Below are 23,366 nucleotides of genomic sequence, written 5' to 3' on the forward strand. Positions count from 1 at the left end.
TGGCCTCCGTTTCAGAACAACAAGTGTTCTGCGCGTACAATCATTGACATACCAGAAGTCAGCTGTACACGAACGCCATCTTTGGTGATTTCCAGTACGGTGGCGTCCATAGCGTTGTTGCCCGCTTTTACCTTCAGAGCCTGACCCACGCTCAGGGCGTTAATGTCAGAAACCGGAGTATGACGCGGCTCTTCACGAGGCGCGCGAGGGGCTTTCGCTGCTGGTTTGTCTGCACGCGGTTTGCGATCGTTATTGTCGTGACGACGCGGCGCTGGGCGTGGTTTACGCTCACGACGAGGCGCTTCTTCCTGGCCGTTTGCCGCTGCGGCTTCGCGTTTTTTCGCTTGCTGTTCTGCACGTTGTGCCTGAACGCGTGCTTTGGCTTCTTCCAGCTGCTTGCGCGCGTGCTCAACATGCTGCTCGTCCAGCTCACCGCAAGGGTTGCCGTCGAGATCCACGCGGGTTGCGCCCGGTTTGATACCGTACAGGTAACGCCAGCTCGAAGTATAAAGACGTAAGGCAGAACGCAGCTGAGTTTTGCTGAGGTTCATTTCCCCTTCAACACGCGCCACCAGATCCTGAAAAATACCGACTTTCAGGGGACGAGCTTCACCTTCCGCGCTGAAGCACTGCGGGAAACGCTCGGCCAGAAATGCGATAACTTCTTTACTGCTATTCAACTTAGGTTGATTTTCCATGAAATTTCCTGATTACAACGGACGTTGCCAACAAGCGCAGGCATGAACAGGCGTCATTATAATGACGCTATCAGTAAATGCTACGTTATCCGTTGATTATCCTGCGACGCTCGCAAAGAATTTTTGATAATCGGTTGCAGCGAGGACGTTTTCCAGATTCGCCGCCAGCTCGCGCAGCCCCTGTTCGTCCTCGCTTGTAAAGCGACTGAAGACGGTACTGTCGATATCCAGAACGCCAATAATCTGATTTTTTACCACCAGCGGCAGAACGATTTCTGAATTGCTGGCAGCATCACAGGCAATATGCCCGTCAAACGCATGCACGTCTTCCACGCGCTGAACCTGATTCTCGGCCACCGCGGTACCGCATACGCCGCGCCCTACCGGAATGCGCACGCAGGCCAGTTTGCCCTGAAACGGCCCCAGCACCAGCGTTTCACCTTCCAGGAGATAAAAGCCAGCCCAGTTCACATCGGATAGCCGTTCGAACAGCAATGCGCTAGTATTTGCCAGAGTGGCTAAGAAGCTGGTTTCACCTGCCATCAATGCCTTAAAATCGCGGTTCAGATCCGCGTAGAATTCTGTTTTGTTCATTATTCAATCACTTAGTTGTCTTACAAAATTACCGCATAGCCTATTAAAATAAGCAATAAATGCGCTCATGCTCAAGATGAATCCGTTCATGAGTTAATATAACGTTCAACAATACTTATTTGCGCGCAGCTGATGGCCTTAAAAACAACCAAAATTACGCCGACAAAAAAGATAACTGTCCATACGGTAAGCGAAGCTTTGCCTCGTGCACATTATCAGCGTTGCCCCCAGTGCGATACGCTTTTTATGTTGCCGAAGATGAAATCGCACCAAAGCGCCTTTTGTCCCCGCTGCGACGCTAAAATTCGTGACGGCCGCGACTGGTCGTTAACCCGCCTTGCCGCCATGGCCGTCACCATGATGCTGCTGATGCCCTTCGCCTGGACCGAACCGCTGCTGAAGCTCTACCTGCTTGGTGTGCGCATTGACGCCAACGTGCTTCAGGGTATCTGGCAGATGACGAGCCAGGGCGATCCTCTCACTGCTGCCATGGTGCTGTTCTGCGTTGTCGGCGCGCCGCTGGTGCTGGTTGCCGCCATTGCCTACCTGTGGTTTGGCAACATTCTGGGGATGAACCTGCGTCCGGTATTGCTTATGCTGGAAAAGCTCAAAGAGTGGGTCATGCTGGATATCTATCTGGTGGGCGTGGGCGTGGCATCCATCAAGGTGCAGGACTATGCCTTTCTGCAGCCGGGCGTCGGGCTTTTTGCTTTTATCTGCCTGGTATTGCTCAGTATCCTGACGCTGATCCATCTGAACGTTGAGCAGCTTTGGGAGCGTTTTTACCCTCAGCGCCCTGCCACCCGCCCGGATGAGAACCTTCGCGTCTGTCTGGGATGCCATTACACCGGGCTGCCCGACAAGCGTGGACGCTGCCCGCGCTGCCATATACCGTTGAGGCTACGGCGCAACAACAGCCTGCAAAAATGCTGGGCGGCGCTGATTGCCTCACTGGTGTTTCTGCTCCCGGCCAATATGCTGCCGATTTCCATTATCTACGTGAACGGTGGCCGTCAGGAAGATACTATCCTCTCCGGTATTATCTCCCTTGCGCACAGCAACGTTGGGGTGGCGGCCATCGTGTTTATTGCCAGTATCCTGGTTCCCTTTACCAAAGTGGTGGTGATGTTTACCCTGCTGGTCAGCATTCACTTTAAGTGTGAACAAGGTTTACGTACCCGTATTCTGCTTCTGCGATTCGTCACCTGGATTGGCCGCTGGTCAATGCTGGATCTGTTTGTGATTTCGCTGATGATGTCGCTGATCAATCGCGACCAGCTTCTTGCTTTTACTATGGGACCCGCGGCTTTTTATTTCGGCTCTGCGGTGATATTGACTATTCTTGCTGTGGAATGGCTGGATAGCCGCTTACTTTGGGATGCACATGAGTCAGGAAACCCCCGCTTCGCCGACTGAAGCGAGAATTAAAACTAAACGCCGCATTTCGCCATTCTGGTTGCTGCCCGTCATCGCGCTGATGATTGCAGGCTGGCTTATCTGGACGAGCTATGAAGATCGCGGCAGTACCGTCACCATTGATTTTCAGACCGCCGACGGCATCGTCGCCGGGCGAACCCCCGTTCGTTTTCAGGGGGTAGAAGTCGGTACGGTTCAGGACATCTCCCTTGGCAAAGGGCTTAACAAGATTCAGGTGCGGGTCAGTATCAAATCTGACATGCAGGATGCTCTTCGCAGCGAAACGCAGTTCTGGCTGGTGACGCCGAAAGCCTCTCTGGCCGGCGTCTCCGGGCTGGATGCGCTGGTTGGCGGTAACTACATTGGTATGATGCCGGGTAAAGGTGAACCGCAGGATCACTTTGTCGCGCTGGATACGCAGCCGAAATACCGCCTCAATAACGGCGATCTGATGATCCATCTTCAGGCACCGGATTTGGGCTCGCTGAACAGCGGCTCGCTGGTTTACTTCCGCAAGATTCCGGTTGGCCGCGTGTATGATTACACCATCAACCCGAACAAACAGGGCGTAACCATTGATGTGCTGATCGAACGTCGGTTCACCAATCTGGTGAAAAAAGGCAGCCGCTTCTGGAATGTCTCCGGCGTGGACGCCGACCTCAGCCTGAGCGGTGCAAAAGTGAAGCTTGAGAGCCTGGCCGCGCTGGTGAATGGTGCCATTGCCTTTGACTCCCCGGAAAATTCAAGCCCTGCCACGGCCGATGACACGTTCGGTTTATACCCGGACCTGGCGCACAGCCAGCGTGGCGTGATTGTTAAGCTTGTTCTGCCTGATGCAAAGGGACTGAAAGCGGGTTCAACGCCGCTGATGTACCAGGGACTGCAGGTCGGCCAGCTCACCAAAATGACGCTTAATCCGGGCGGTTCGGTGACCGGCGAAATGACGGTCGACCCGAGCGTGGTCGATCTCCTGCGCGAGAAAACGCGCATCGAAATGCGCAGTCCGAAGCTCTCCCTGAACGATGCCAGCCTCAGCGCGCTGCTTACCGGAAATACCTTTGAACTGATCCCTGGTGAAGGTGAGCCAAGCAACAGCTTCGTCATTGCCCCGGCGGATAAAGCGCTGCTGCAAAAACCGGGCGTCGTGACGGTTACGCTGAATGCGCCCGAAAGTTACGGCATTGAGGCCGGTCAGCCGCTGATTCTGCACGGCGTACAGGTGGGTCAGGTGCTGGAGCGAACGCTCTCCGAAAATGGCGTGAGCTTCTCGGTTGCTATCGATCCGCAATACAGCAACCTCGTCCATGGCGACAGTAAATTCGTGGTGAACAGCCGCGTCGATGTGAAGGTGGGCCTGGACGGCGTGGAGTTCCTCGGTGCGAGCGCCAGCGAATGGGTTAACGGCGGCATTCGCATTTTGCCGGGCAATAAAGGCCCCGTTCGCGACAGCTACCCGCTCTACGCCAACCTGGACAAAGCGATTGAAAACAGCCTGAGCGATTTGCCAACCACTACCTTGACCTTAAGCGCCGAGACGCTGCCGGACGTTCAGGCGGGCTCCGTGGTGCTCTACCGCAAGTTTGAGGTCGGGGAGGTGATCGCCGTTCGCCCTCGTGCGGACGCGTTTGATATCGAACTGCATATCAAACCCGAATACCGTAAGCTGCTGACGCCAAACAGCGTCTTCTGGGCCGAGGGCGGCGCGAAGGTGCAGCTTAACGGTAACGGGCTGACCGTGCAGGCCTCCCCGCTCTCTCGCGCGCTGCGCGGGGCAATCAGCTTCGATAACCTCAGCGGCGCAGGCGCGAACCTGCGCAAAGGCGATAAGCGAATTCTCTTCCCGTCCGAAACCGCCGCACGTGCCGTGGGTGGACAGATTACCCTGCATGCGTTCGATGCCGGCAAGCTGGCAGAAGGCATGCCAATTCGCTACCTGGGCATTGATATCGGACAGATCCAGAAGCTGACGCTTATCACCTCGCGCAACGAGGTACAGGCCACCGCGGTGCTTTATCCGGAATATGTGCAGACCTTCGCCCGAACGGGTTCACGCTTCTCGGTGGTGACCCCGCAGATTTCAGCCGCAGGCGTTGAGCATCTCGACACCATTCTGCAGCCTTACATCAACGTCGAGCCCGGCCAGGGTAAAGCCCGTCGTGATTTCGAGCTGCAGGAAGCCACCATCACCGACTCACGCTACCTTGGCGGCCTGAGCATTGTGGTCGAAGTACCGGAAGCAGGCTCGCTTGGCATCGGTACGCCGGTACTGTTCCGCGGCATTGAGGTGGGTACGGTAACGGGTCTCACGCTCGGCACGCTCTCCGACCGCGTGATGGTGGCGTTACGCATCAGCGAGCGTTACCAGCACCTGGTCCGTAATAACTCGGTGTTCTGGCTGGCGTCCGGCTATTCGCTGGACTTCGGCCTGACGGGTGGCGTGGTGAAAACCGGTACCTTCAACCAGTTCATCCGCGGCGGTATTGCGTTTGCCACCCCGCCGGGAACGCCGCTGGCGCCGAAGGCGCAGCCGGGTAAACACTTCCTGCTGCTGGAAAGCGAACCGAAAGAGTGGCGCGAATGGGGCACTGCCCTGCCGCGTTAATCTGACAGGCTCCGGTGTCAACGCGCCGGAGCCTTTATGTTACACTGCGCACCTGAACTTTTCCCTGTGGTGTGCTCGTGGCTCAAAACTCCGTATTTCTTCCTGAACAATTCCTGGCGCAGATGCGCGAGGCGCTTCCCTCTCATCTGTCGCTGGGCGAATTTATCGCCGCCTGCCAGCGTCCGTTACGTCGGAGCATTCGCGTTAACACGCTGAAAATCAGCGTCGAGGATTTTTTGGCGCTGGTTTCTCCGTACAACTGGCAACTTACGCCGGTTCCGTGGTGTGACGAGGGATTCTGGATCGATCGCGATGACGAAGACGCCGTGCCGCTGGGAAGTACTGCAGAACATCTGAGCGGTCTTTTTTATATTCAGGAAGCGAGCTCAATGCTGCCGGTTGCCGCCCTGTTCGCCGATGGCAACGCGCCTGAACGCGTGATGGATGTCGCCGCCGCGCCCGGCTCGAAAACCACGCAGATTGCCGCGCGCATGGGTAACCGCGGGGCGATTCTCGCCAATGAGTTTTCCGCCAGCCGCGTGAAGGTGTTGCATGCCAATATCAGCCGCTGCGGTATTCACAATGTCGCTTTGACGCATTTCGACGGACGCGTCTTTGGCGCCGCCCTGCCGGAAATGTTTGATGCCATCCTGCTGGACGCCCCCTGCTCAGGAGAAGGGGTGGTGCGTAAAGATCCCGATGCGTTAAAGAACTGGTCGGTGGAGAGCAATCTTGAGATCGCCGCCACGCAGCGCGAGCTGATCGACAGCGCGTTCCACGCCCTGCGCCCCGGCGGCACGCTGGTGTATTCAACGTGTACTTTAAACCGGGATGAAAACGAAGACGTCTGCCTGTGGCTGAAAGCGCAATACCCGGATGCCGTTGAGTTCATGCCGCTTAACGATCTGTTCGCCTCGGCACAGGAGGCGGTCACGCCGGAAGGTTTCCTGCACGTATTCCCGCAGATTTACGACTGCGAAGGGTTCTTCGTGGCCCGCCTGCGTAAAACTCAGGCGGTAGATCCCCTCCCCGCCCCTAAATTCAAGGTCGGCAATTTCCCGTTTGTACCGCTCAAAGGCCGCGATGCCGCGCAGCTTGAAGCCGCTGCCCGCAAGGTTGGGCTGGACTGGGATGAGAGTCAGCGCCTCTGGACGCGAGACAAAGAGATATGGCTTTTCCCGGCGAATATCGAGCCGTTGATTGGCAAAGTGCGTTTTTCCCGTATCGGGATTCGCCTGGCGGAAGTGCACAATAAGGGGTATCGCTGGCAGCACGAGGCGGTCATCGCGCTTGCCGGGCATGCAAATACTTTCGCCCTGACGCACCAGGAAGCCGAAGAGTGGTACCGTGGACGCGATGTTTATCCTGACGGCACGCCTCCCGCTGATGAAGTGGTGGTGACCTATCAGGGATACCCGCTGGGGCTGGCAAAAAAGGTTGGCTCAAGGCTTAAAAATAACTATCCACGCGAGCTGGTCCGCGATGGCCGTCTGTTTACCGGTAACGATCGCACTGCCTGAAAAAAGCGCATTTTTTTACTGGCGATTTTGCTCTCCTTGTCTACGATCAAAAATGGATGCCCATACTGGTCATACCAGATTTTGACAACCGACCCGGAGAGCACTATGACGAAAACCAGCGTGCGTATTGGCGCTTTTGAGATCGACGACGCAGAGCTGCGCGGCGAAGCACAAGGCGATCGAACGTTAAGTATTCCCTGCAAATCCGACCCGGATTTGTGCATGCAGCTCGATGCATGGGATGCAGACACCAGCGTCCCGGCAATACTTGATGGCGAACACTCTGTTCTTTACCGTGAGCATTACGATAGTAAAACCGATGCCTGGGTCATGCGTCTTGCCTGACCTAAAGAGAACCCGCCCAAAGGCGGGTTATTTATTACTGTAGCTGCGCCAGCGTAAAGTAACCGTCGAATACCGCACCGGTATCAATATAGTGCAGGTTAGAAAAATCATACCGTCTGTCGACGGGCGTATGGCCGAACCAGAAGTGATCCGCGCCGCTAATCCCCTGCCCTTTGCCCACCATAAATCCCATCAGGCGGTCGCGATCCCATAACACGCGCTGGGCGCTTACCGGTTTTTCCCAGCGGTATTCCTCCGCCGGATAATCCGCGTGAGCGATAACATTAAGGCCATTTGCGCAGGTTATCTCAATAATATGCGGCAGCTCCCGACAGGCGTTAAGTAACGTTCGCGCCAGCGCCTGCTGCTCATGCTCAAGGCGCGTAAACCACATTCCGCCATTCATCGTCCAGACCGAAAAATCATTATTATCCAGGCTATCTATTGCCATTTGCTCATGGTTACCCCGCACGGCTCGAAACCATTTCTCGTTAATGAGCTGTAATGATTTCACGCTGTCCGGACCGCGATCAATCAGATCGCCAACGGAAATAAGTAAATCCTCATAAGGATTAAAATGACGGCGTTTCAGTTCCTCCATGAGCCTCTGGTAACAACCGTGTATGTCACTGACAACCCAGACGTGACGCCACTCTCCACTTTCGATTCGCTGATACATAAGGCCTCCCTTAAACAGTATAGCCGCGTCAGTAAATGAAAAAGACGGGAGCGGTCCTCACCAAGTCAAACAAACGGTAAACCAAAGAGAAATAAAGATCCTCACGCTATTAATCCCTTTTTATAGGCTCCGTAGAATAAGGGTAGAAAAAAACGAGAGGTCTTCACGTGTCTAATACACAGCTACATAACGATGTGTTCTATCCGCATCGCACGAATATTATTTCCGAGCTGGTGAACGGCAAACGCGTTCCGGGGCCAATCTGGCGGAAGCGCGATTACCGACTGAAGTTCCTTTTACGTTCGCTGCTGTTCTGGTCTTCCACCCACCGTATGCTGGAAGCCCTCTCTGGTCGTGACGATTTCGACAAATTGCTGACAGCGCAAATTACGTTGCCCAGCAAGACCCATCGGCAGTACCTGATGCGCGGTCTGACGGCAAACGATCGCGCTGACGCTATCGTTAACCACTATTACTGGATTGACAGCCTGAAAGAGAGCAGTCTCGCCCAGGCGCTGACCGGCCCGCTGGAACAACCCATTGCGCACTTCCATGCAAAAGACGGCGTGACCTACACGGTTAATGCGTCCTCAGCCGGCAAAGCCGAGCGTGAAGGTGAGAGCACACTCTGGCTGCGCGACAACGAGGATACGCTGCTGGCCAGCCTGACCTTTAGCGTCGCCCGCAGCAATGCTCAGCCCGTTATGGTCATTGGCGGACTTCAGGGACCCCGTCGCTGCGTATCACGGGATGCCATTAAACTGGCAACTCGCGCCTGCCATGGCCTGTTCCCCAAGCGCGTGCTGATGGAAGTTCTTTTCCATCTGGCAGCACAGTCATCTGTCCGGGCCATTTTTGCCGTCAGCGATGAGGGGCACGTTTTCCGGGCGCTGCGCTATCGCCTCAGCAAAGGTCGTCATTTCCACGCCAGCTATGACGAATTCTGGGATTCTCTGGGCGGAAAAAAAATCTCCTCCTTCTGCTGGCAGCTTCCGCTGCAGGTGGAGCGCAAATCCCTCGACGAGATAGCGAGTAAAAAACGCGCTGAATACCGTCGTCGCTTTGAACTGCTTGATGAAATTGAAGCGTCCGTTAAGTCCCATTTCTAATCGCGACAGGCTTTGCCGCTAGCAGCACAGAGAATGCGCTCGGTTTAAAAAAGGAATAATAAAGCAGAGCACTCTTGCATATGCCGAGGGTGCTCAGTTAGCATTGCGCGAAATGAAAATAACGAATGCGCTAGAAAAGCGCAGTGTAGACGCCAATTTAAGGATTTGATGATGATTTACGACTGCTTCTTGTATTACGATGAAGATATGCTTCTTGATATCAGGTTAAATACGCTAGCGGACGTTATTGATCGCTTCGTTATCGTTGAGTCAACGCATACTTTTACCGGTAAAAAGCGACAGCTCCACTTTGACATAAATAAATACAGCCAGTTCAAAGATAAAATTATTTACGTTGTGCATGATGAAACACCCATCATGAAATCTTCTGACTACGTAAATCAGGTTCATGATAGTAACTCGGACCGAAAAGAGAGTCTTGTTGTAGATGCCTGGGCGAATGAAGCCTCGCAGAGAAACGCCATCATGCAGGGACTTAAGCAGGCAAAAGATGATGATTTGATTTTAGTTTCCGATGTGGATGAGATTTTTTCACCTCAGGTTATCGCGTCAATAAACCCTAATAAACTCTGCACTACTCTTTATCAGGATTTTTATAACTATCAGTTTAATCTGCAGGTTTTCAATACCAATGACACACCAAGAAAATGTACATTACCGCGAGCGACAAAATATAAAAACCTGGTGAATTTTTTTGGCGGTGAGCCTGAAACCTTCAGGAACCTTAAACGCGCCAGAACCATCAAAAACTGGTCGTGGTTAAAATGGAACTGGCTAAAGTTAAACAATAGCATCATCGAAAATGGTGGCTGGCATTTTTCATGGGTGATGACTCCTGAGCGCATATCGGAAAAAATGTCCACCATATCCCACACCGAATATGATCTTCCTGAATTTAATAATCCGGAACATATCATGAAGGTCATCAAAAACGCGGAAGATATCTGGGGACGCGACAGGAAATTAGTCAAGCAAGAACTGACAGTTAAAAGCTTCCCTGAGTATATTGTCAACAATCAAGCGCGATTCAGGGAGTTCATCATTTAAGCCAGAACCGCCCGGCCACGAAATTTTAATAAGGAGCTAGCTAAGAGGCTGGCGAAAATGCGAGAGACTGGAGCAAAGCTAAAGATGACCAAGGAAGATTTAAAACGCCACCTGCATGAATGTTTACAAGCTGAAGTGATGAAAAATCAAAAGCCGTTTACCTGGGCCAGAACTGCTCACAAAGCATTCAAATGCCCTGAAAGGCGCTTTAACTTTTGGTGGCGGATTGCTTCTTATCTTTATAAAACTAACATTAGTAAAAATTTTGCACGCAGAATAAATAGAAAATTGACCAGGAAATATGGTTGCGAAATTCAGCTTAGCGCCTCAATCGGTCCGGGGTTAATTATCAGCCATTTTCATGGCGTAGTTATTAATGGTAGCTGCCGTATAGGTTCAAACTTTAAAATCAGACAAAATTCCACAATTGGAATTGGCGGTGGAAAAAGGCCTGACTCCGGAGAGCCAAGCATTTTAATTGGAGATAATGTCAGTGTCGGCGCTGGCTCTTGTATTATTGCAAATGCAATAAACATTGGTAGCAACGTTGACATCGGCGCAATGAGCTTTATAAACAAGGACATTCCAGGCGATTGTGTCGTTTATACTAAAAAAACGAATGAACTCCTTATCAAAGTTAGCCGGGAGGACGCTTGCATCTGAATGCCCGGCGCCACTTTTGAGAAAACCGACCGCAATGCCAGTGTCCCACCGTTTGCAATCAGGCGTCCCGAGGGACCCACGCACCGAAGATTAGGGTTCAGCGCCTGTTCGGCCATAAGCCAGTAAAATGACTATAACGTGCCGGGACAGCAGGCAAAAGAATCCATGATGATTTAAAAATTTGCGTGTAAATGAATTGTGAATGTTAAAAACGGTATGGTATAACGAGAAATGCCGGATATGGAGGTTCGGACAATTTCAGGACATTTCGGACGGTTCGCCGTAAGTGGCTGAAACAGAACGCAGATAAAAAGAGACCGAATACGATTCCTGTATTCGGTCCAGGGAAATGGCTCTTGGGAGAGAGCCGTGCGCTAAAAGTTGGCATTAATGCAGGCTAAGTCGCCTTGCCTTTTAAGAATAGATGACGACGCCAGGTTTTCCAGTCCACAGCAAAAGTGGACTGAAAAAAAGCGTCAGAGCATCATTAAAAGTAAAAAACCGCAGTGCTTTCGCGAGCATCTGCGGTTTTTTATTGGAAACCTGAACGTCAGCAGAGCTTGTCAGCGCGCTCGATAAACGGTGCCAGGCTCATCTTCTGCCCCGGGAGGGCCGGGTCATCAATCTGAATCACGCTGATTGGCTGACCGCTGCTCTTGCCGCTGGCGACCTGCTGCTCTGCGGTATCATTTAACGGATATTGCACCAGCGTACTCGGGTTGATTGCGTATAACGCATGCCCCGGACGACAGGTCAGCATCACCTCTTCGCGATTGAAGGCCCATTTGTCTTTGCCCACCTCAAAACGGCTGACGGTGATAACCTGCGGTGCCGCCAGAGCGCTTCCCGCGCAGGTCAGCAATAAGAGTGAAAGTACTGTCTTTTTCATTTAATAGTTAACCTTGTCAGAAGGGTTCCCAGGTAGCGAACAGGCTGACCGTTGCCAGAACCAGCGCGCCCAGCACCACCTCTGCCTGTGTCATCCTGATAAAAAGCCGTTGTGCGCGCCCGGAATCTGGACGGAACCGTGGCACCAGAAAATACCGATTTGCCAGCGCAATTGCCACCATCAACGCCACGAGAGCACATTTGAACAACAGAAACTGCACGTAGCCAGACTGCCAGGGAATATGGATGCCCATAATCAACAGCGCATTCACCACGCCGGTGAGCAGCACGCCCGCCACGGCATAATGCCCCACCCGCGAGAAACGCATCATGGTATAGATGGCCGCGTTCTGCCAGCGCCCTTTAGCCAGGCGCATGCAGAACAGCAGCGGCAACAATCCCCCCACCCAGGTTGCGGCACACAGCAGGTGAACAGCATGATTGAGACGCTGTATCGCCCCCACCGGACCGTCGCTCATCGCCGCGTGCCCTACCCCTGCCAGAAGGATAAGCTGTCCCATAGCGAGCAGCAGCAGCCGCGAGCCTTTCAGCGGCGCGAGCCACGCGGCGGCAACGGTGATGGCGCCGAGGATGATTTGCCACAGCCAGACGCCGCCAAACCGAGTCCCCAGCACGCTGTGCCAAATTTGCGGGTTAAGTACATCGCCCCAGCCGTTGCCCATTAAGCCACCCTGAAGCATGAACATCAGGATCGCAGCGGCCAGGCTGACAATGGACGCCACTCTCTGCTGGAGCTGGAAACGCCGGGCCATCAGGCGGTGCAGCCCGGAAGGCGCAAACCAGACGCTGTAAAGCGCGTTGCCAAAAACGAGCATCAGCGCCGCAAAATGGATAAAGCGCAACCCCACGTATAACAGTGCCAGCATGCTATTTCACGCTGAAGTGATAGCTGCCTGTGGTTTTATGTCCGTCGACGGAGACCACATGCCAGTCCACCCGGTAAGCCCCCGGCGCCAGCGTCTGTTCCAGCGGAACGGTCAGCTGTGCCTTGTTCTTTTCGTCTCGCGTTGCGGTACCGGTTTTGATCACCTGCTTGTGTGCATCCGTCACCACGACGCCGCTAAATCCGGGCTCAATGCCTTCGGAGAAATTCAGCGTAAGCACCTGCGGTGCCGCCACCTGGCTGTCTGCTGCCGGGCTTTGCTGCTTAAGATGCGCATGCGCCAGTACAGAGGGCGAAAGTATCGTCGAGGCCAGAAAAACCAGCGTACATACCGCGCGGGAAGAGGAAAAACCCATCACAATCATTCCTTTTTGTTATGCCTGTATGCTAAAGAATAACGCTGTATAATAAACGAGTCGAGGATCATCCCGCTCTGCTTGTCATCGTCACGCAATCGCGGTAACGTTGCCGCCGCAAAATAAGGAGAAGGTAATGAAGATCAATCTGGCCGCCCTTCCTCAGGACGAGATGGATAAAGTGAATGTCGATCTCGCTGCCGCTGGCGTCGCCTTTAAAGAGCGTTACAACATGCCCATCGTGGCTGAAGTGGTCGAACGGGAACAACCCGCCCACCTGCGTGACTGGTTTCGCGAAAGGTTAATCGCCCACCGTCTCGCCTCGGTCAACCTCTCCCGCTTACCATACGAGCCGAAAGTTAAATAAGCTTAACGACTCGTTACACTTCCTTACGCGGAATCTGGCAGGATAAGAAAACCCTGGTTAAATTAGGATTATTCTTTAATCCCTGCGACTCAGTGTATAAGGAAGTCACGATGTCACATTGGAATATAGCGGCAGCACAGTATGGCGGGCAGCACCATAGCGTAGATGACCACGTTGCGCACCATCTCCACTTCATTGCCGAAGCAGCACAACATCGGTGCGATTTGCTGGTCTTCCCGGAACTCTCGTTAACGGGCCCGGGCACCACGGCACTACCGCCCCCGCCCGGAGACGCTCAGCTACTGCCATTGCTAAACGCCGCCCATTTTTACCGCATTACCCTCATTGCAGGGCTTCCCGTTGAACGAAACGGTCGGCGCCAGAAAGGCCTCGCGCTGTTTGCCCCCTCTCGCGATCGCATTCTGCGTTACCCTCAGGGGAGCGGCGCCAGCCTGGTGCCGGGGGATAAACAGCTCACTATCATGGACGAGCAAGGCGATTCCCCGAATCTTGATCCGCAGGCAACGCTCTTCACCAGCTGCCAGTCGGTGAGGGATTACCGCTGGCGACAGTCTATCAACACCCTGCAGCGCTTTGCGCACAGGTATGCCATCGCGGTATTAATGGCGAATGCCAGCGCGGGCAGTGCGTTATGGGATGAAAAAGGCCAGCTGATCGTTCGGGCGGATAAAGGTGAGCTTCTGTTGACCGGCACGCGCAACGGACAGGGTTGGCAAGGCGATATCATTCCTTTAGGCTAAGCGTTTTAAGCTCAGGAGATTTTCATGCTGCGCGTCATTGATACCGAAACTTGCGATCTTCAGGGCGGAATTGTGGAAGTGGCCTCGGTCGACGTGGTTGATGGAAAAATAGTCAACCCGATGAGCCATCTGGTGCGTCCCGATCGCCCTATTAGCCCACAGGCCATGGCTATCCATCGCATTACAGAATCAATGGTGGCGGATAAACCCTGGATAGAGGACGTTATCCCGCACTACTACGGCAGCCCGTGGTACGTTGCCCACAACGCCAGCTTTGACCGCCGGGTACTTCCCGAAATGCCCGGGGAGTGGATTTGCACCATGAAGCTGGCGCGTCGCCTCTGGCCGGGGATCAAATACAGTAATATGGCGCTGTATAAATCCCGTAAGCTCAGCGTCAGAACCCCTGAAGGGCTGCACCATCACCGCGCCCTGTATGACTGCTATATCACCGCCGCGCTGCTCATCGACATTATGAATATCTCCGGCTGGACGCCGGATGATATGGCAACCATCACCGGCCGCCCTGCGCTGCTGACGACGTTTACCTTCGGCAAATACCGCGGGAGAGCGGTATCGGATATTGCGGATAAAGATCCGGGCTATCTACGCTGGCTGTACAACAACCTCGACAAAATGAGCCCGGAACTGCGCTTAACCCTGAAACATTATCTGGGCGAAGCTTAACGCTGCGCGCGGCCTGGCAGCGTATCCTGCGCCAGGCCAATCAAAAAGGCATACTCCAGGGCCACCCCTTCGTAAGATTTGAATCGCCCCGATTTCCCCCCGTGCCCGGAGTCCATATCGGTACAGAGCAGCAGCAGGTTGTCATCGGTTTTCAGTTCCCTCAGCTTTGCCACCCATTTTGCCGGTTCCCAGTATTGCACCTGTGAATCGTGCAAACCGGTCGTCACCAGCATGTGCGGGTACGCTTTCGCTTCCACGTTATCGTACGGGCTGTACTCTTTCATATAGCAATAATAGGCTTCATCCTGCGGGTTACCCCACTCCTCAAACTCCCCGGTCGTCAGCGGAATGGACTCATCGAGCATGGTTGTCACCACATCAACAAACGGAACCTGCGCAACAATGCCCTTAAAGCGATCGGGGCGCTGATTGATGACGGCACCCATCAACATTCCGCCCGCGCTGCCGCCCATGCCGAAGCAGAGCTGCGGATCGCCATAACCTTGTTCAATTAACGCATCGCAGACGTCGAGATAGTCGTTGAAGGTGTTTTTCTTTTTCAGGAATTTCCCGTCTTCATACCAGTGCTGCCCCAGCTCGCCGCCGCCGCGAATGTGGGCAATAGCGAAAACAAAGCCGCGATCGAGCAGGCTTAATCTGCTGCTGCTGAAGTCGGCATCCATGCTGGAGCCATAGGAGCCGTAGCCGTAGACCAGGATCGGATTTTTACCTTTCTGAAAATGCGCCTTGTGATAAACGAGCGAAACCGGGACCTCAACACCGTCGCGCGCGGTGACCCACAGGTGTTCGCTGCGATAATTGTCGGAATCAAAGCCCTTCACTTCGGTTTGCTTAAGCACCTGGCGCTGTCCGGTATCCATATCCAGCTCGAAGAGCGTATCCGGCGTGGTCATGGATGAGTAGCCGTAGCGCAACCGCGACGATTCGGGTTCAGGGTTGAAGCCGATCCACGTGACGTAGGCCGGATCGTCGAACGCAATCCCAATCACCTCACGCGTTTTACGGTTGATCTGCCGGATGCTGGTCAGCCCCCGCTGACGCTCTTCCACCACCAGCCAGTCGGTAAACAGCGTGAACCCTTCCAGCATCACCTGATCTCGCGCGGGGATAAGCACCTCCCACTTGCGCTCGTCGCGCACCTTGGTTTTGTACAGACCAAAGTTTTTGCCCTCGCGATTCGAACGCAGATAAAAGCTGTGCTGGAAGTGATCCAGGCTGTACTCGTGATCCTTGCGGCGCGGCAGGAAGCAGAGCGGCTGGGCATCAGGCAGTTCGGCATCCAGGAGCAGCACTTCCGAGGTGGTGGCGCTGGCCAGGAAGATAATCACATAGTGGCGCGAGGAGGTTTTATGCAGGCTGACATAAAACGTTTCGTCTTTCTCTTCATAGACCAGCTCGTCATCGGCTGAGTCCGTGCCTACGGTATGGCGCCACACCTGATAAGGCAGCAGCGTGGAAGCATGCTTTTTGACGTAGTAGACCGTCTCGGAATCGTTCGCCCAGACAAAATCCGGGGAGACATTTTCCAGCATTTCCGGATACCAGTTGCCGGTTTCCAGATTGCGAAAACGCAGGCCGTACTGGCGACGGGAGAGATAATCCTCCGCCAGCGCCATAATGATGTTGTCCGGGGAGATGGACATGCCGCCCAGGGTATAAAACTCGCTGTGGGCGGCTCGCTGGTTCGCATCCAGCAGAATGTCCCATTCATCCCACTCGGCGCTTAATACCGACTGTCGCTGATAGATGGGATACTCGTTGCCGGGCTCGTAAATATGGCGATAGCGATAGCCGTTTTTGGTCCACGGCGCGGAGATATCGCGCTGGGGAATGCGCTGCACCATTTCGTTCAGCAGCTGGTCCTGAAGCGCCTGCTGGCTGGACATGACCTTGCGACCATAGTCGTTTTCTTCGTGCAGGTAGTCGAGCACCTCTGGCCGGGAACGCGAATCATCCCGGAGCCAGTAGTAATTATCTATACGCGTATCGCCATGCGTGACGATCGCATAAGGAGTACGTCGGGCTTTCGGTGGCATGTCATCATTCTTTTGAGTTTTACACCCTATAAGGTTGGCAAAACCCGCGCATGATGCAAGCGAAACATGACCACCGGGGCGAGAGTTAGCCCTGTAGCGTCTGTTTTTGCTCCCGGATATCTTTTTCTATCCCTTCGCGTACGTCCTGAGGGATTTTCAGCGCATCGCCGAGGGCGTTGAGATAGCTGCGTTCCATAAAGTGATCGATATCGATGGCGGCACAGCTGAGGAAATAAAGTTCCAGCGCTTCTTCCTCATTTTTCACGTTCAGCGCCAGACGCTGCGGATCGAGCGGCTGCTCAATGGCCTGTGCCACCAGCGTTCTGCCCTGCTCTTCAACCCCGGCTTCGCGCAGCTGCTGTTCGATAGCCGCTCTCTCTTTATCATCAATGTGCCCGTCGCTTTTGGCGGCAAACACCAGCGCGAGAATAAGCCGCTCCGTGCGCAAATCCAGCGGAGAAGTATGCTCGCCATAGTGAGGTTCATCGCGGTGTGCCGCCCGCACTTTATCCTTGTATTTGTTCCACAGCACGGTGCCAGCGATGGCACCACCACCGGCCAGCAGCGCGCCGGTACCGTACTTCGCCAGCAGCTTGCGTGAGGATTTATTGGCAACCAGCAGCCCTGCCAGCCCGCCGAGTGCCCCCGGTACCAGCAGCTTGCTCAGCCCCTGCTCGCCGGAACCTGACGTTTTCTGTCCTAACATGGATTGCAGTTGATTTAACCAGCCTGACATGGATTCCCTCGCTTAACGGTTAACATTTTCCACAGCGTATGCGAGCAGGCGTCAGGAAATGTCCGCTAAGGCTAAAGAAGCGCAAATTTCTCATCTGCCCTTTTGCCCTGCGCAAGACAGACGCAAACGTTTTCGTTTATACTGCGCGCATCTTGTTCAGGGGGAATATTATGACTCGTTTAGGAACCGCGCTGCGGCCTGCGGCGACGCGCGTGATGCTGTTGGGATCGGGTGAACTGGGTAAAGAAGTCGCCATTGAGTGTCAGCGCTTAGGGGTGGAAGTGATTGCCGTAGACCGCTACGCTGACGCGCCCGCCATGCACGTCGCCCATCGTTCTTATGTGATTAACATGCTGGACGGCGATGCCCTGCGTACGCTCATCATGCAGGAGAAACCGGATTACGTCGTGCCGGAAATTGAAGCTATCGCAACCGATACGCTGATCGCGCTTGAGCAGGAAGGCCAGCGCGTGGTGCCCTGCGCCAGAGCGGCAAAACTGACCATGAACCGTGAAGGCATTCGCCGCCTGGCGGCGGAGGAGCTGGGGCTGCCGACCTCACGCTACCGTTTTGCGGGCGACAAAGCCGCATTCCTGCAGGCCGTCGAGGAGATTGGCTACCCGTGCATCATTAAGCCGGTGATGAGCTCTTCCGGTAAAGGTCAGAGCTTTATTCGCGACAGCAGCGCGCTGGATAGCGCGTGGGATTATGCGCAACAGGGTGGCCGTGCCGGTGCCGGTCGCGTCATTGTCGAAGGCGTGGTGAAGTTTGATTTCGAAATCACTCTGCTCACCGTCAGCGCCGTGGACGGCGTCCATTTCTGCGACCCGATAGGTCACCGTCAGGAAGATGGCGATTACCGCGAATCCTGGCAACCGCAGCAGATGAGCCCCCTGGCGCTGGAGCGTGCCCGGGAGATTGCCCGTAAAACCGTTCTGGCCCTGGGCGGCTACGGCCTGTTCGGCGTGGAACTGTTCGTTTGCGGTGACGAGGTGATTTTCAGCGAAGTCTCCCCTCGCCCGCATGACACCGGGATGGTCACGCTCATTTCGCAGGATCTCTCAGAGTTCGCCCTGCACGTGCGCGCCTTCCTCGACCTGCCGGTTGGCGGCATCCGTCAGTACGGCCCGGCGGCCTCGGCGGTGATCCTGCCACAGTTGACCAGCCAGAATGTGACGTTTGATAACGTCGAAGGTGCGGTTGGCGCAGGCCTGCAGGTCCGTCTGTTCGGCAAGCCGGAGATCGACGGCACGCGTCGTCTGGGCGTGGCGTTAGCCATCGGGGATAACGTTGACGAGGCCGTAGCAAGAGCAAAAGCGGCGGCAGCGAACGTTAAGATAGCAGGATAGAAAAAACGGGCCGAAAGGCCCGTTTTTCATGCTGCGAATAAGTTACTGCTTCGCGCCTTCAACCGCTTCGCGAGCCAGTTTCGTGATGCGATCCCAGTCGCCCGCTTCCAGCGCATCCGCCGGTACCAGCCATGAGCCGCCGATGCACAGCACGCTTTTCAGCGCCAGGTAGTCGCGGTAGTTCGCCGGAGAGATACCCCCAGTCGGGCAGAAACGTACCTGAGAGAAGGGACCCGCAATCGCCTGCAGCGCTTTAGTACCGCCATTAGCTTCTGCCGGGAAGAATTTGAACTCTTTCAGACCGTAGTCCATGCCCAGCATCAGTTCTGAAACGGTGCTGATGCCCGGGATCAAAGGAATCGTGCCTTCTGTCGCGGCCTTCAGCAGCGGCTCGGTCAGGCCCGGGCTGATGGCAAACTGTGCGCCAGCTTCGGTTACTTCCGCCAACTGCTGCGCGTTGAGAACGGTACCCGCACCGATGATGGCATCCGGCACTTCTTTAGCAATGGCGCGGATGGCATCCATCGCGCAGGCGGTACGCAGGGTCACTTCCAGAACGCGAACGCCGCCCGCAACCAGCGCTTTCGCCATCGGTACAGCGTGCTCCAGCTTGTTTACCACGATAACCGGCACGACAGGGCCAGTGGTCAGGATTGCTTCTGCACTTGTTTTCCAGTTTTTCATCAGAGTTCTCTCTCGCCAGATCGTTAAAATCAAGTCGTCTTAAAACGTAATACAGGTTGCGCCCTGCTCTGCACCGGAGAGTTTCTCACGCAGCGCGCTGAACATTTCGCGTCCGGTCCCCACGCGCGATGCGCTCAGGTCAGGAATATGGGGCTGACGTGCCGCCAGCTCGGCGTCATCCACCAGCAGGGTTAACTCGCCTGTCTGGCCGTTCACGCGGATCATGTCGCCGTCGCGCACTTTTGCCAGCAAGCCGCCGTCGTAGGCTTCAGGCGTGACGTGGATGGCGGAAGGCACTTTGCCGGATGCGCCTGAGAGGCGGCCATCGGTCACTAACGCAATTTTGAAACGGCGGTCCAATAATACACCAAGTGGTGGCATAAGTTTATGTAATTCTGGCATGCCGTTCGCTTTAGGCCCCTGGTGACGCACCACCACCACGCAGTCTTTATCAAGCAGACCGGCGTCAAAGGCAGGCAACACGTCGTGCTGGCTTTCAAACACCACCGCCGGGGCCTCGATAACCTGGTTCTCTTCCGGCACGGCAGACGTTTTCATCACCGCGCGGCCGAGGTTGCCGCTCAGTACCTTGGTACCGCCGTGGTGGGAGAAAGGTTTGTCGATAGTGGCAATCACCTGCGGATCCAGAGACGCGGTTGCCCCGTCGCGCCAGTCCAGCTCGCCGTTGTTCAGCCACGGCTCCTGGGTGTAGCGCTGCAGGCCAAATCCGGCTACGGTGTTCACGTCTTCATGCAGCAGACCGCCTTTCAGTAGCTCGCGCATCAGCAGCGGGACGCCGCCAGCGGCCTGGAAGTGGTTGATGTCCGCCGGGCCGTTCGGGTACAGGCGAGCCATCAGCGGCACCACGGAGGAAATGTCGGAGAAGTCATCCCAGTTAATCAGAATGCCCGCCGCGCGAGCCATGGCCACGAGGTGCATGGTGTGGTTGGTCGAACCGCCGGTGGCCAGCAGGGCGACGATGCCGTTGACGATGACTTTTTCGTCGACCATTTTGCCCATCGGCATCCATTCATTGCCGTTTCCGGTCAGACGCGTCACCTGACGGGCCGCGGCCTCGGTCAGCGCCTGACGCAGCGGCGCATCCGGCTGGATGAAGGACGACCCCGGAAGCTGCATCCCCATAAACTCCACCACCATCTGGTTGGTATTGGCTGTGCCGTAGAACGTACAGGTTCCCGGCGCATGGTAGGAGGCCGCTTCGGCCTCCAGCAGCGCCTGACGATCCGCTTTCCCTTCCGCATACAGCTGGCGGATGCGCACTTTTTCTTTGTTCGGCAGACCGCTCGCCATCGGGCCGGATGGCACAAAGATGGCGGGCAGGTGACCAAATGACAGTGCCGCCATCACCAGGCCCGGGACGATTTTGTCGCAGACGCCGAGATAGAGCGCGCCATCAAACATGTTGTGTGACAGGCCCACCGCCGCGGACATTGCAATTACTTCGCGGCTCAGCAGTGACAGCTCCATACCGTCCTGCCCCTGCGTCACGCCGTCGCACATCGCCGGCACGCCGCCCGCGACCTGACCCACCGCGTTTACGCTGTGCAGCGCCTTGCGAATGATGTTGGGATAGACCTCATAGGGCTGGTGTGCGGAGAGCATATCGTTATAGGAAGTAATAATAGCGATATTGTTACGCAACATGCTTTTCAGGGAGGCTTTGTCATCGGGCTGGCAGGCGGCGAAGCCGTGCGCCAGGTTACCGCAGGCCAGCTGGGAGCGGTGAACGGTGTTGCTCTTCGCCTGTTCAATCCGGGCGAGGTAGGCCGAACGGGTCTCTTTCGAGCGCTCGATAATGCGTTGTGTTACGCGTAACAATACAGGATTCATAAAAGCTCCTTTAATTTATCTGTCCGGGCCCGGGAGTTTACAAAGTCGCTGGCAGTTGTTAACAACGCTGAAACGCTTGCTGTCCGGAGCTCAGGGGCAAAATCACTTCCGGCAGTGTAATAAAAAAAGCTCCGCGGGTGAATCCACGCGGAGCTTAAAAGTATAAAAATTGTGCCACGAGCTGTGTTAGATCATGTTACCGGTAAAATAACACTTTTGGGCTAGTGGATAATCCTACTCAAACTCGTTCCAGGAGCGACCATCGCGGGTGATCATCGCCACCGACGCGACCGGCCCCCAGGTACCCGCCTGATACGGTTTTGGTGCATCCTGATCGGCAGCCCAGGCTTCGGTGATGGAGTCGACCCATTTCCACGCCTCTTCCACTTCGTCGCGACGTACGAACAGCGCCTGGATACCGCGCATGGTTTCCAGCAGCAGACGCTCGTAGGCATCCGCCAGGTGCGTCTGGTTGAACGTTTCGGAGTAGCTCAGATCCAGCTTGGTGGTCTGCAGGTTGTGCTTATGATCCAGGCCCGGTACTTTGTTGAGGATCTGGATATCCACCCCTTCGTCCGGCTGCAGACGAATGGTCAGCTTATTCTGGGGCAGCTCCTGCCAGGATTCTTTGAACAGGTTCAGCTCAGGGTTTTTGAAGTAGACGACAACTTCGGAACATTTTGTCGGCAGACGTTTACCGGTACGCAGGTAGAACGGAACGCCCGCCCAGCGCCAGTCGTCGATATCCACGCGGATCGCCACAAAGGTCTCAGTGTTGCTGGTCTTGTTCGCGCCCTCTTCTTCCAGATAGCCCGGCACTTTTTTGCCTTGCGCAAACCCGGCGGTGTACTGGCCGCGCACGGTCTTCTCGCGCACGTTGGAACGATCGATGCGGCGCAGCGACTTCAGCACTTTAACTTTGGCGTCGCGGATGCTGTCAGCCGTCAGGTCAGACGGTGGAGACATGGCAATCATGCACAGAATTTGCAGCAGGTGGTTCTGGATCATGTCGCGCATCTGGCCGGCCTGGTCAAAGTAACCCCAGCGACCTTCAATCCCCACCTCTTCCGCCACGGTAATCTCCACGTGGTCGATGGTGCGGTTGTCCCAATTGTTCACAAAGAGGGAGTTAGCGAAGCGCAGCGCCAGCAGGTTCAGTACCGTCTCTTTACCAAGATAGTGGTCGATACGGTAGACCTGGCACTCTTCAAAGAACTCGCCTACCTGGTCGTTGATTTCACGCGAGGTCGCCAGCGACGTACCCAGCGGCTTCTCCATCACCACGCGCGCCGGCTTGGCGTTCAGCTTCGCTTCGCCCAAACCTTTGCAGATGGCACCAAAGGTGCTTGGCGGCATGGCGAAATAGTTAATGGTGACACGGTTTTTCTGATCCAGCATGGCACCCAGACGGGAAAACGCGCTAACGTCATTGACGTCCAGGTTGCAGAAATCGAGACGACCGCTCAGGGTATCCCACAAACTTTCATCAATTTTTTCCTTCATGAAAGTTTCGAGCGCCTCGCGGACGACTTTGGTATAAGCGTCCTTGTCCCAGTCGGCGCGCCCTACACCCAGGATACGCGTATCCGGATGAATTTGGCCCGCTTTCTCCAGTTGATACAGGGAAGGCAGCAATTTTCGGCGTGCAAGGTCGCCTTTCGCGCCGAAAATGACCAGGTCACATGCCTGGGCTGTTTGCGTTACCGCCATGTCATTCTCCTCAGTTGGATCACCTGGTGCTTCTGCCAGGTATCGTTGTAATTTTATTACAATGCACTGTACTGCTTTTACGTCATTCCCGAAACCATTAGCGCTTATCGTCTCGTGCGATACGGCGATTTTTCGCCATTCAGCCAATTACGGCGACGTAATGACGCAACAGCCGTCGATAATTTGCGCAACAGGGTCATAGCAAAACCCGACATCGATCAAGTAATGAAAAAAAACAACAACATTATCTTGTCGACTGTTACCCTTTATGGAAGCCACAGGGGTAATATCGGCTAATCGAATCAAGATTTCATCAATGCGT

22 protein-coding genes are annotated in these 23,366 nt (G+C 55.0%); 11 read left to right on the forward strand and 11 right to left on the reverse strand.

The window, feature by feature from the left end; genetic code table 11:
- Positions 1–11 precede the first annotated feature (11 nt).
- Both proQ and HBM95_13580 read right to left on the reverse strand, forming a co-directional pair.
- The gene (proQ, locus tag HBM95_13575; protein ID NIH43958.1) at positions 12–698 is read right to left on the reverse strand and encodes an RNA chaperone ProQ; all 687 of its coding nucleotides are present in this window, start codon (positions 696–698) and stop codon (positions 12–14) included.
- Between the two features lie 96 nt (positions 699–794).
- On the reverse strand, positions 795–1,292 hold the full coding sequence (locus HBM95_13580) for a GAF domain-containing protein (protein NIH43959.1): 498 nt from the start codon (positions 1,290–1,292) through the stop codon (positions 795–797).
- Between the two features lie 132 nt (positions 1,293–1,424).
- Between HBM95_13580 and yebS the strand changes: the two genes are divergently transcribed.
- The 4 genes from yebS (at position 1,425) to HBM95_13600 (ending at position 7,175) form a co-directional block, all read left to right on the forward strand.
- Complete coding sequence (yebS, locus tag HBM95_13585; GenBank protein ID NIH43960.1) at positions 1,425–2,708, forward strand: membrane integrity lipid transport subunit YebS; 1,284 nt, start codon at positions 1,425–1,427, stop codon at positions 2,706–2,708.
- Positions 2,677–5,310, forward strand: coding sequence for an MCE family protein (locus tag HBM95_13590; protein NIH43961.1), 2,634 nt, complete (start codon positions 2,677–2,679; stop codon positions 5,308–5,310). The genes yebS and HBM95_13590 overlap by 32 nt, the downstream gene beginning before the upstream one ends.
- Positions 5,311–5,387: 77 nt before the next feature.
- Positions 5,388–6,830 (forward strand): 16S rRNA (cytosine(1407)-C(5))-methyltransferase RsmF, encoded by a 1,443-nt coding sequence (gene rsmF / locus HBM95_13595; protein NIH43962.1) that lies wholly within the window; start codon positions 5,388–5,390, stop codon positions 6,828–6,830.
- A 105-nt stretch (positions 6,831–6,935) separates the two neighbouring features.
- Positions 6,936–7,175: a YebV family protein gene (locus HBM95_13600; GenBank protein ID NIH43963.1), complete on the forward strand. Its 240-nt coding sequence runs from the start codon at positions 6,936–6,938 to the stop codon at positions 7,173–7,175.
- A 34-nt stretch (positions 7,176–7,209) separates the two neighbouring features.
- Here the strand turns inward: HBM95_13600 and pphA are convergent, their stop codons facing one another.
- Positions 7,210–7,854 (reverse strand): protein-serine/threonine phosphatase, encoded by a 645-nt coding sequence (gene pphA, locus HBM95_13605; protein NIH43964.1) that lies wholly within the window; start codon positions 7,852–7,854, stop codon positions 7,210–7,212.
- Positions 7,855–8,021: 167 nt separating this feature from the next.
- Between pphA and HBM95_13610 the strand changes: the two genes are divergently transcribed.
- The 3 genes from HBM95_13610 (at position 8,022) to HBM95_13620 (ending at position 10,694) form a co-directional block, all read left to right on the forward strand.
- On the forward strand, positions 8,022–8,963 hold the full coding sequence (locus HBM95_13610) for a DUF535 domain-containing protein (GenBank protein NIH43965.1): 942 nt from the start codon (positions 8,022–8,024) through the stop codon (positions 8,961–8,963).
- 102 nt (positions 8,964–9,065) lie between these two features.
- Positions 9,066–10,031 carry a benzoate transporter gene (locus HBM95_13615; GenBank protein NIH43966.1) on the forward strand — a complete coding sequence of 322 codons (966 nt, stop codon included), beginning with the start codon at positions 9,066–9,068 and terminating at the stop codon, positions 10,029–10,031.
- Between the two features lie 84 nt (positions 10,032–10,115).
- Positions 10,116–10,694, forward strand: coding sequence for a serine acetyltransferase (locus tag HBM95_13620; GenBank protein ID NIH43967.1), 579 nt, complete (start codon positions 10,116–10,118; stop codon positions 10,692–10,694).
- A 550-nt stretch (positions 10,695–11,244) separates the two neighbouring features.
- Here HBM95_13620 and HBM95_13625 read toward each other — a convergent pair.
- Genes HBM95_13625 through yobA form a run of 3 tightly spaced genes read right to left on the reverse strand, consistent with a single transcriptional unit; the run spans position 11,245 to position 12,842 of the window.
- On the reverse strand, positions 11,245–11,583 hold the full coding sequence (locus HBM95_13625) for a YebY family protein (GenBank protein NIH43968.1): 339 nt from the start codon (positions 11,581–11,583) through the stop codon (positions 11,245–11,247).
- A 16-nt stretch (positions 11,584–11,599) separates the two neighbouring features.
- Positions 11,600–12,469 (reverse strand): copper homeostasis membrane protein CopD, encoded by an 870-nt coding sequence (gene copD, locus HBM95_13630; GenBank protein NIH43969.1) that lies wholly within the window; start codon positions 12,467–12,469, stop codon positions 11,600–11,602.
- A gap of 1 nt (position 12,470) precedes the next feature.
- Complete coding sequence (gene yobA, locus HBM95_13635) at positions 12,471–12,842, reverse strand: CopC domain-containing protein YobA (GenBank protein NIH43970.1); 372 nt, start codon at positions 12,840–12,842, stop codon at positions 12,471–12,473.
- Positions 12,843–12,978: 136 nt separating this feature from the next.
- Here yobA and HBM95_13640 point away from each other — a divergent pair, with 136 nt between their 5' ends.
- From HBM95_13640 to exoX, 3 genes are all read left to right on the forward strand, one after another.
- Positions 12,979–13,209 (forward strand): DNA polymerase III subunit theta, encoded by a 231-nt coding sequence (locus HBM95_13640; GenBank protein ID NIH43971.1) that lies wholly within the window; start codon positions 12,979–12,981, stop codon positions 13,207–13,209.
- Positions 13,210–13,319: 110 nt separating this feature from the next.
- Positions 13,320–13,970 (forward strand): carbon-nitrogen hydrolase family protein, encoded by a 651-nt coding sequence (locus tag HBM95_13645; GenBank protein ID NIH43972.1) that lies wholly within the window; start codon positions 13,320–13,322, stop codon positions 13,968–13,970.
- Between the two features lie 24 nt (positions 13,971–13,994).
- Complete coding sequence (gene exoX / locus HBM95_13650) at positions 13,995–14,657, forward strand: exodeoxyribonuclease X (protein ID NIH43973.1); 663 nt, start codon at positions 13,995–13,997, stop codon at positions 14,655–14,657.
- On the opposite strand, the gene ptrB is transcribed toward exoX, so the two are convergent.
- Positions 14,654–16,714 carry an oligopeptidase B gene (gene ptrB / locus HBM95_13655; GenBank protein ID NIH43974.1) on the reverse strand — a complete coding sequence of 687 codons (2,061 nt, stop codon included), beginning with the start codon at positions 16,712–16,714 and terminating at the stop codon, positions 14,654–14,656. The genes exoX and ptrB overlap by 4 nt on opposite strands.
- Positions 16,715–16,799: 85 nt before the next feature.
- Complete coding sequence (locus HBM95_13660) at positions 16,800–17,450, reverse strand: tellurite resistance TerB family protein (protein NIH43975.1); 651 nt, start codon at positions 17,448–17,450, stop codon at positions 16,800–16,802.
- A 170-nt stretch (positions 17,451–17,620) separates the two neighbouring features.
- On the opposite strand from HBM95_13660, the gene purT reads away from it, so the two are divergent.
- Positions 17,621–18,799, forward strand: coding sequence for a formate-dependent phosphoribosylglycinamide formyltransferase (gene purT / locus HBM95_13665; GenBank protein NIH43976.1), 1,179 nt, complete (start codon positions 17,621–17,623; stop codon positions 18,797–18,799).
- A 42-nt stretch (positions 18,800–18,841) separates the two neighbouring features.
- Here purT and kdgA read toward each other — a convergent pair whose 3' ends face one another.
- From kdgA to zwf, 3 genes are all read right to left on the reverse strand, one after another.
- On the reverse strand, positions 18,842–19,483 hold the full coding sequence (gene kdgA / locus HBM95_13670; protein NIH43977.1) for a bifunctional 4-hydroxy-2-oxoglutarate aldolase/2-dehydro-3-deoxy-phosphogluconate aldolase: 642 nt from the start codon (positions 19,481–19,483) through the stop codon (positions 18,842–18,844).
- 39 nt (positions 19,484–19,522) lie between these two features.
- Positions 19,523–21,334 (reverse strand): phosphogluconate dehydratase, encoded by a 1,812-nt coding sequence (gene edd / locus HBM95_13675; GenBank protein NIH43978.1) that lies wholly within the window; start codon positions 21,332–21,334, stop codon positions 19,523–19,525.
- Between the two features lie 234 nt (positions 21,335–21,568).
- Positions 21,569–23,044 carry a glucose-6-phosphate dehydrogenase gene (gene zwf, locus HBM95_13680; GenBank protein ID NIH43979.1) on the reverse strand — a complete coding sequence of 492 codons (1,476 nt, stop codon included), beginning with the start codon at positions 23,042–23,044 and terminating at the stop codon, positions 21,569–21,571.
- Positions 23,045–23,366 lie beyond the last annotated feature (322 nt).

The organism is Enterobacter asburiae (assembly GCA_011754535.1).
Classification (GTDB): domain Bacteria; phylum Pseudomonadota; class Gammaproteobacteria; order Enterobacterales; family Enterobacteriaceae; genus Enterobacter; species Enterobacter cloacae_N.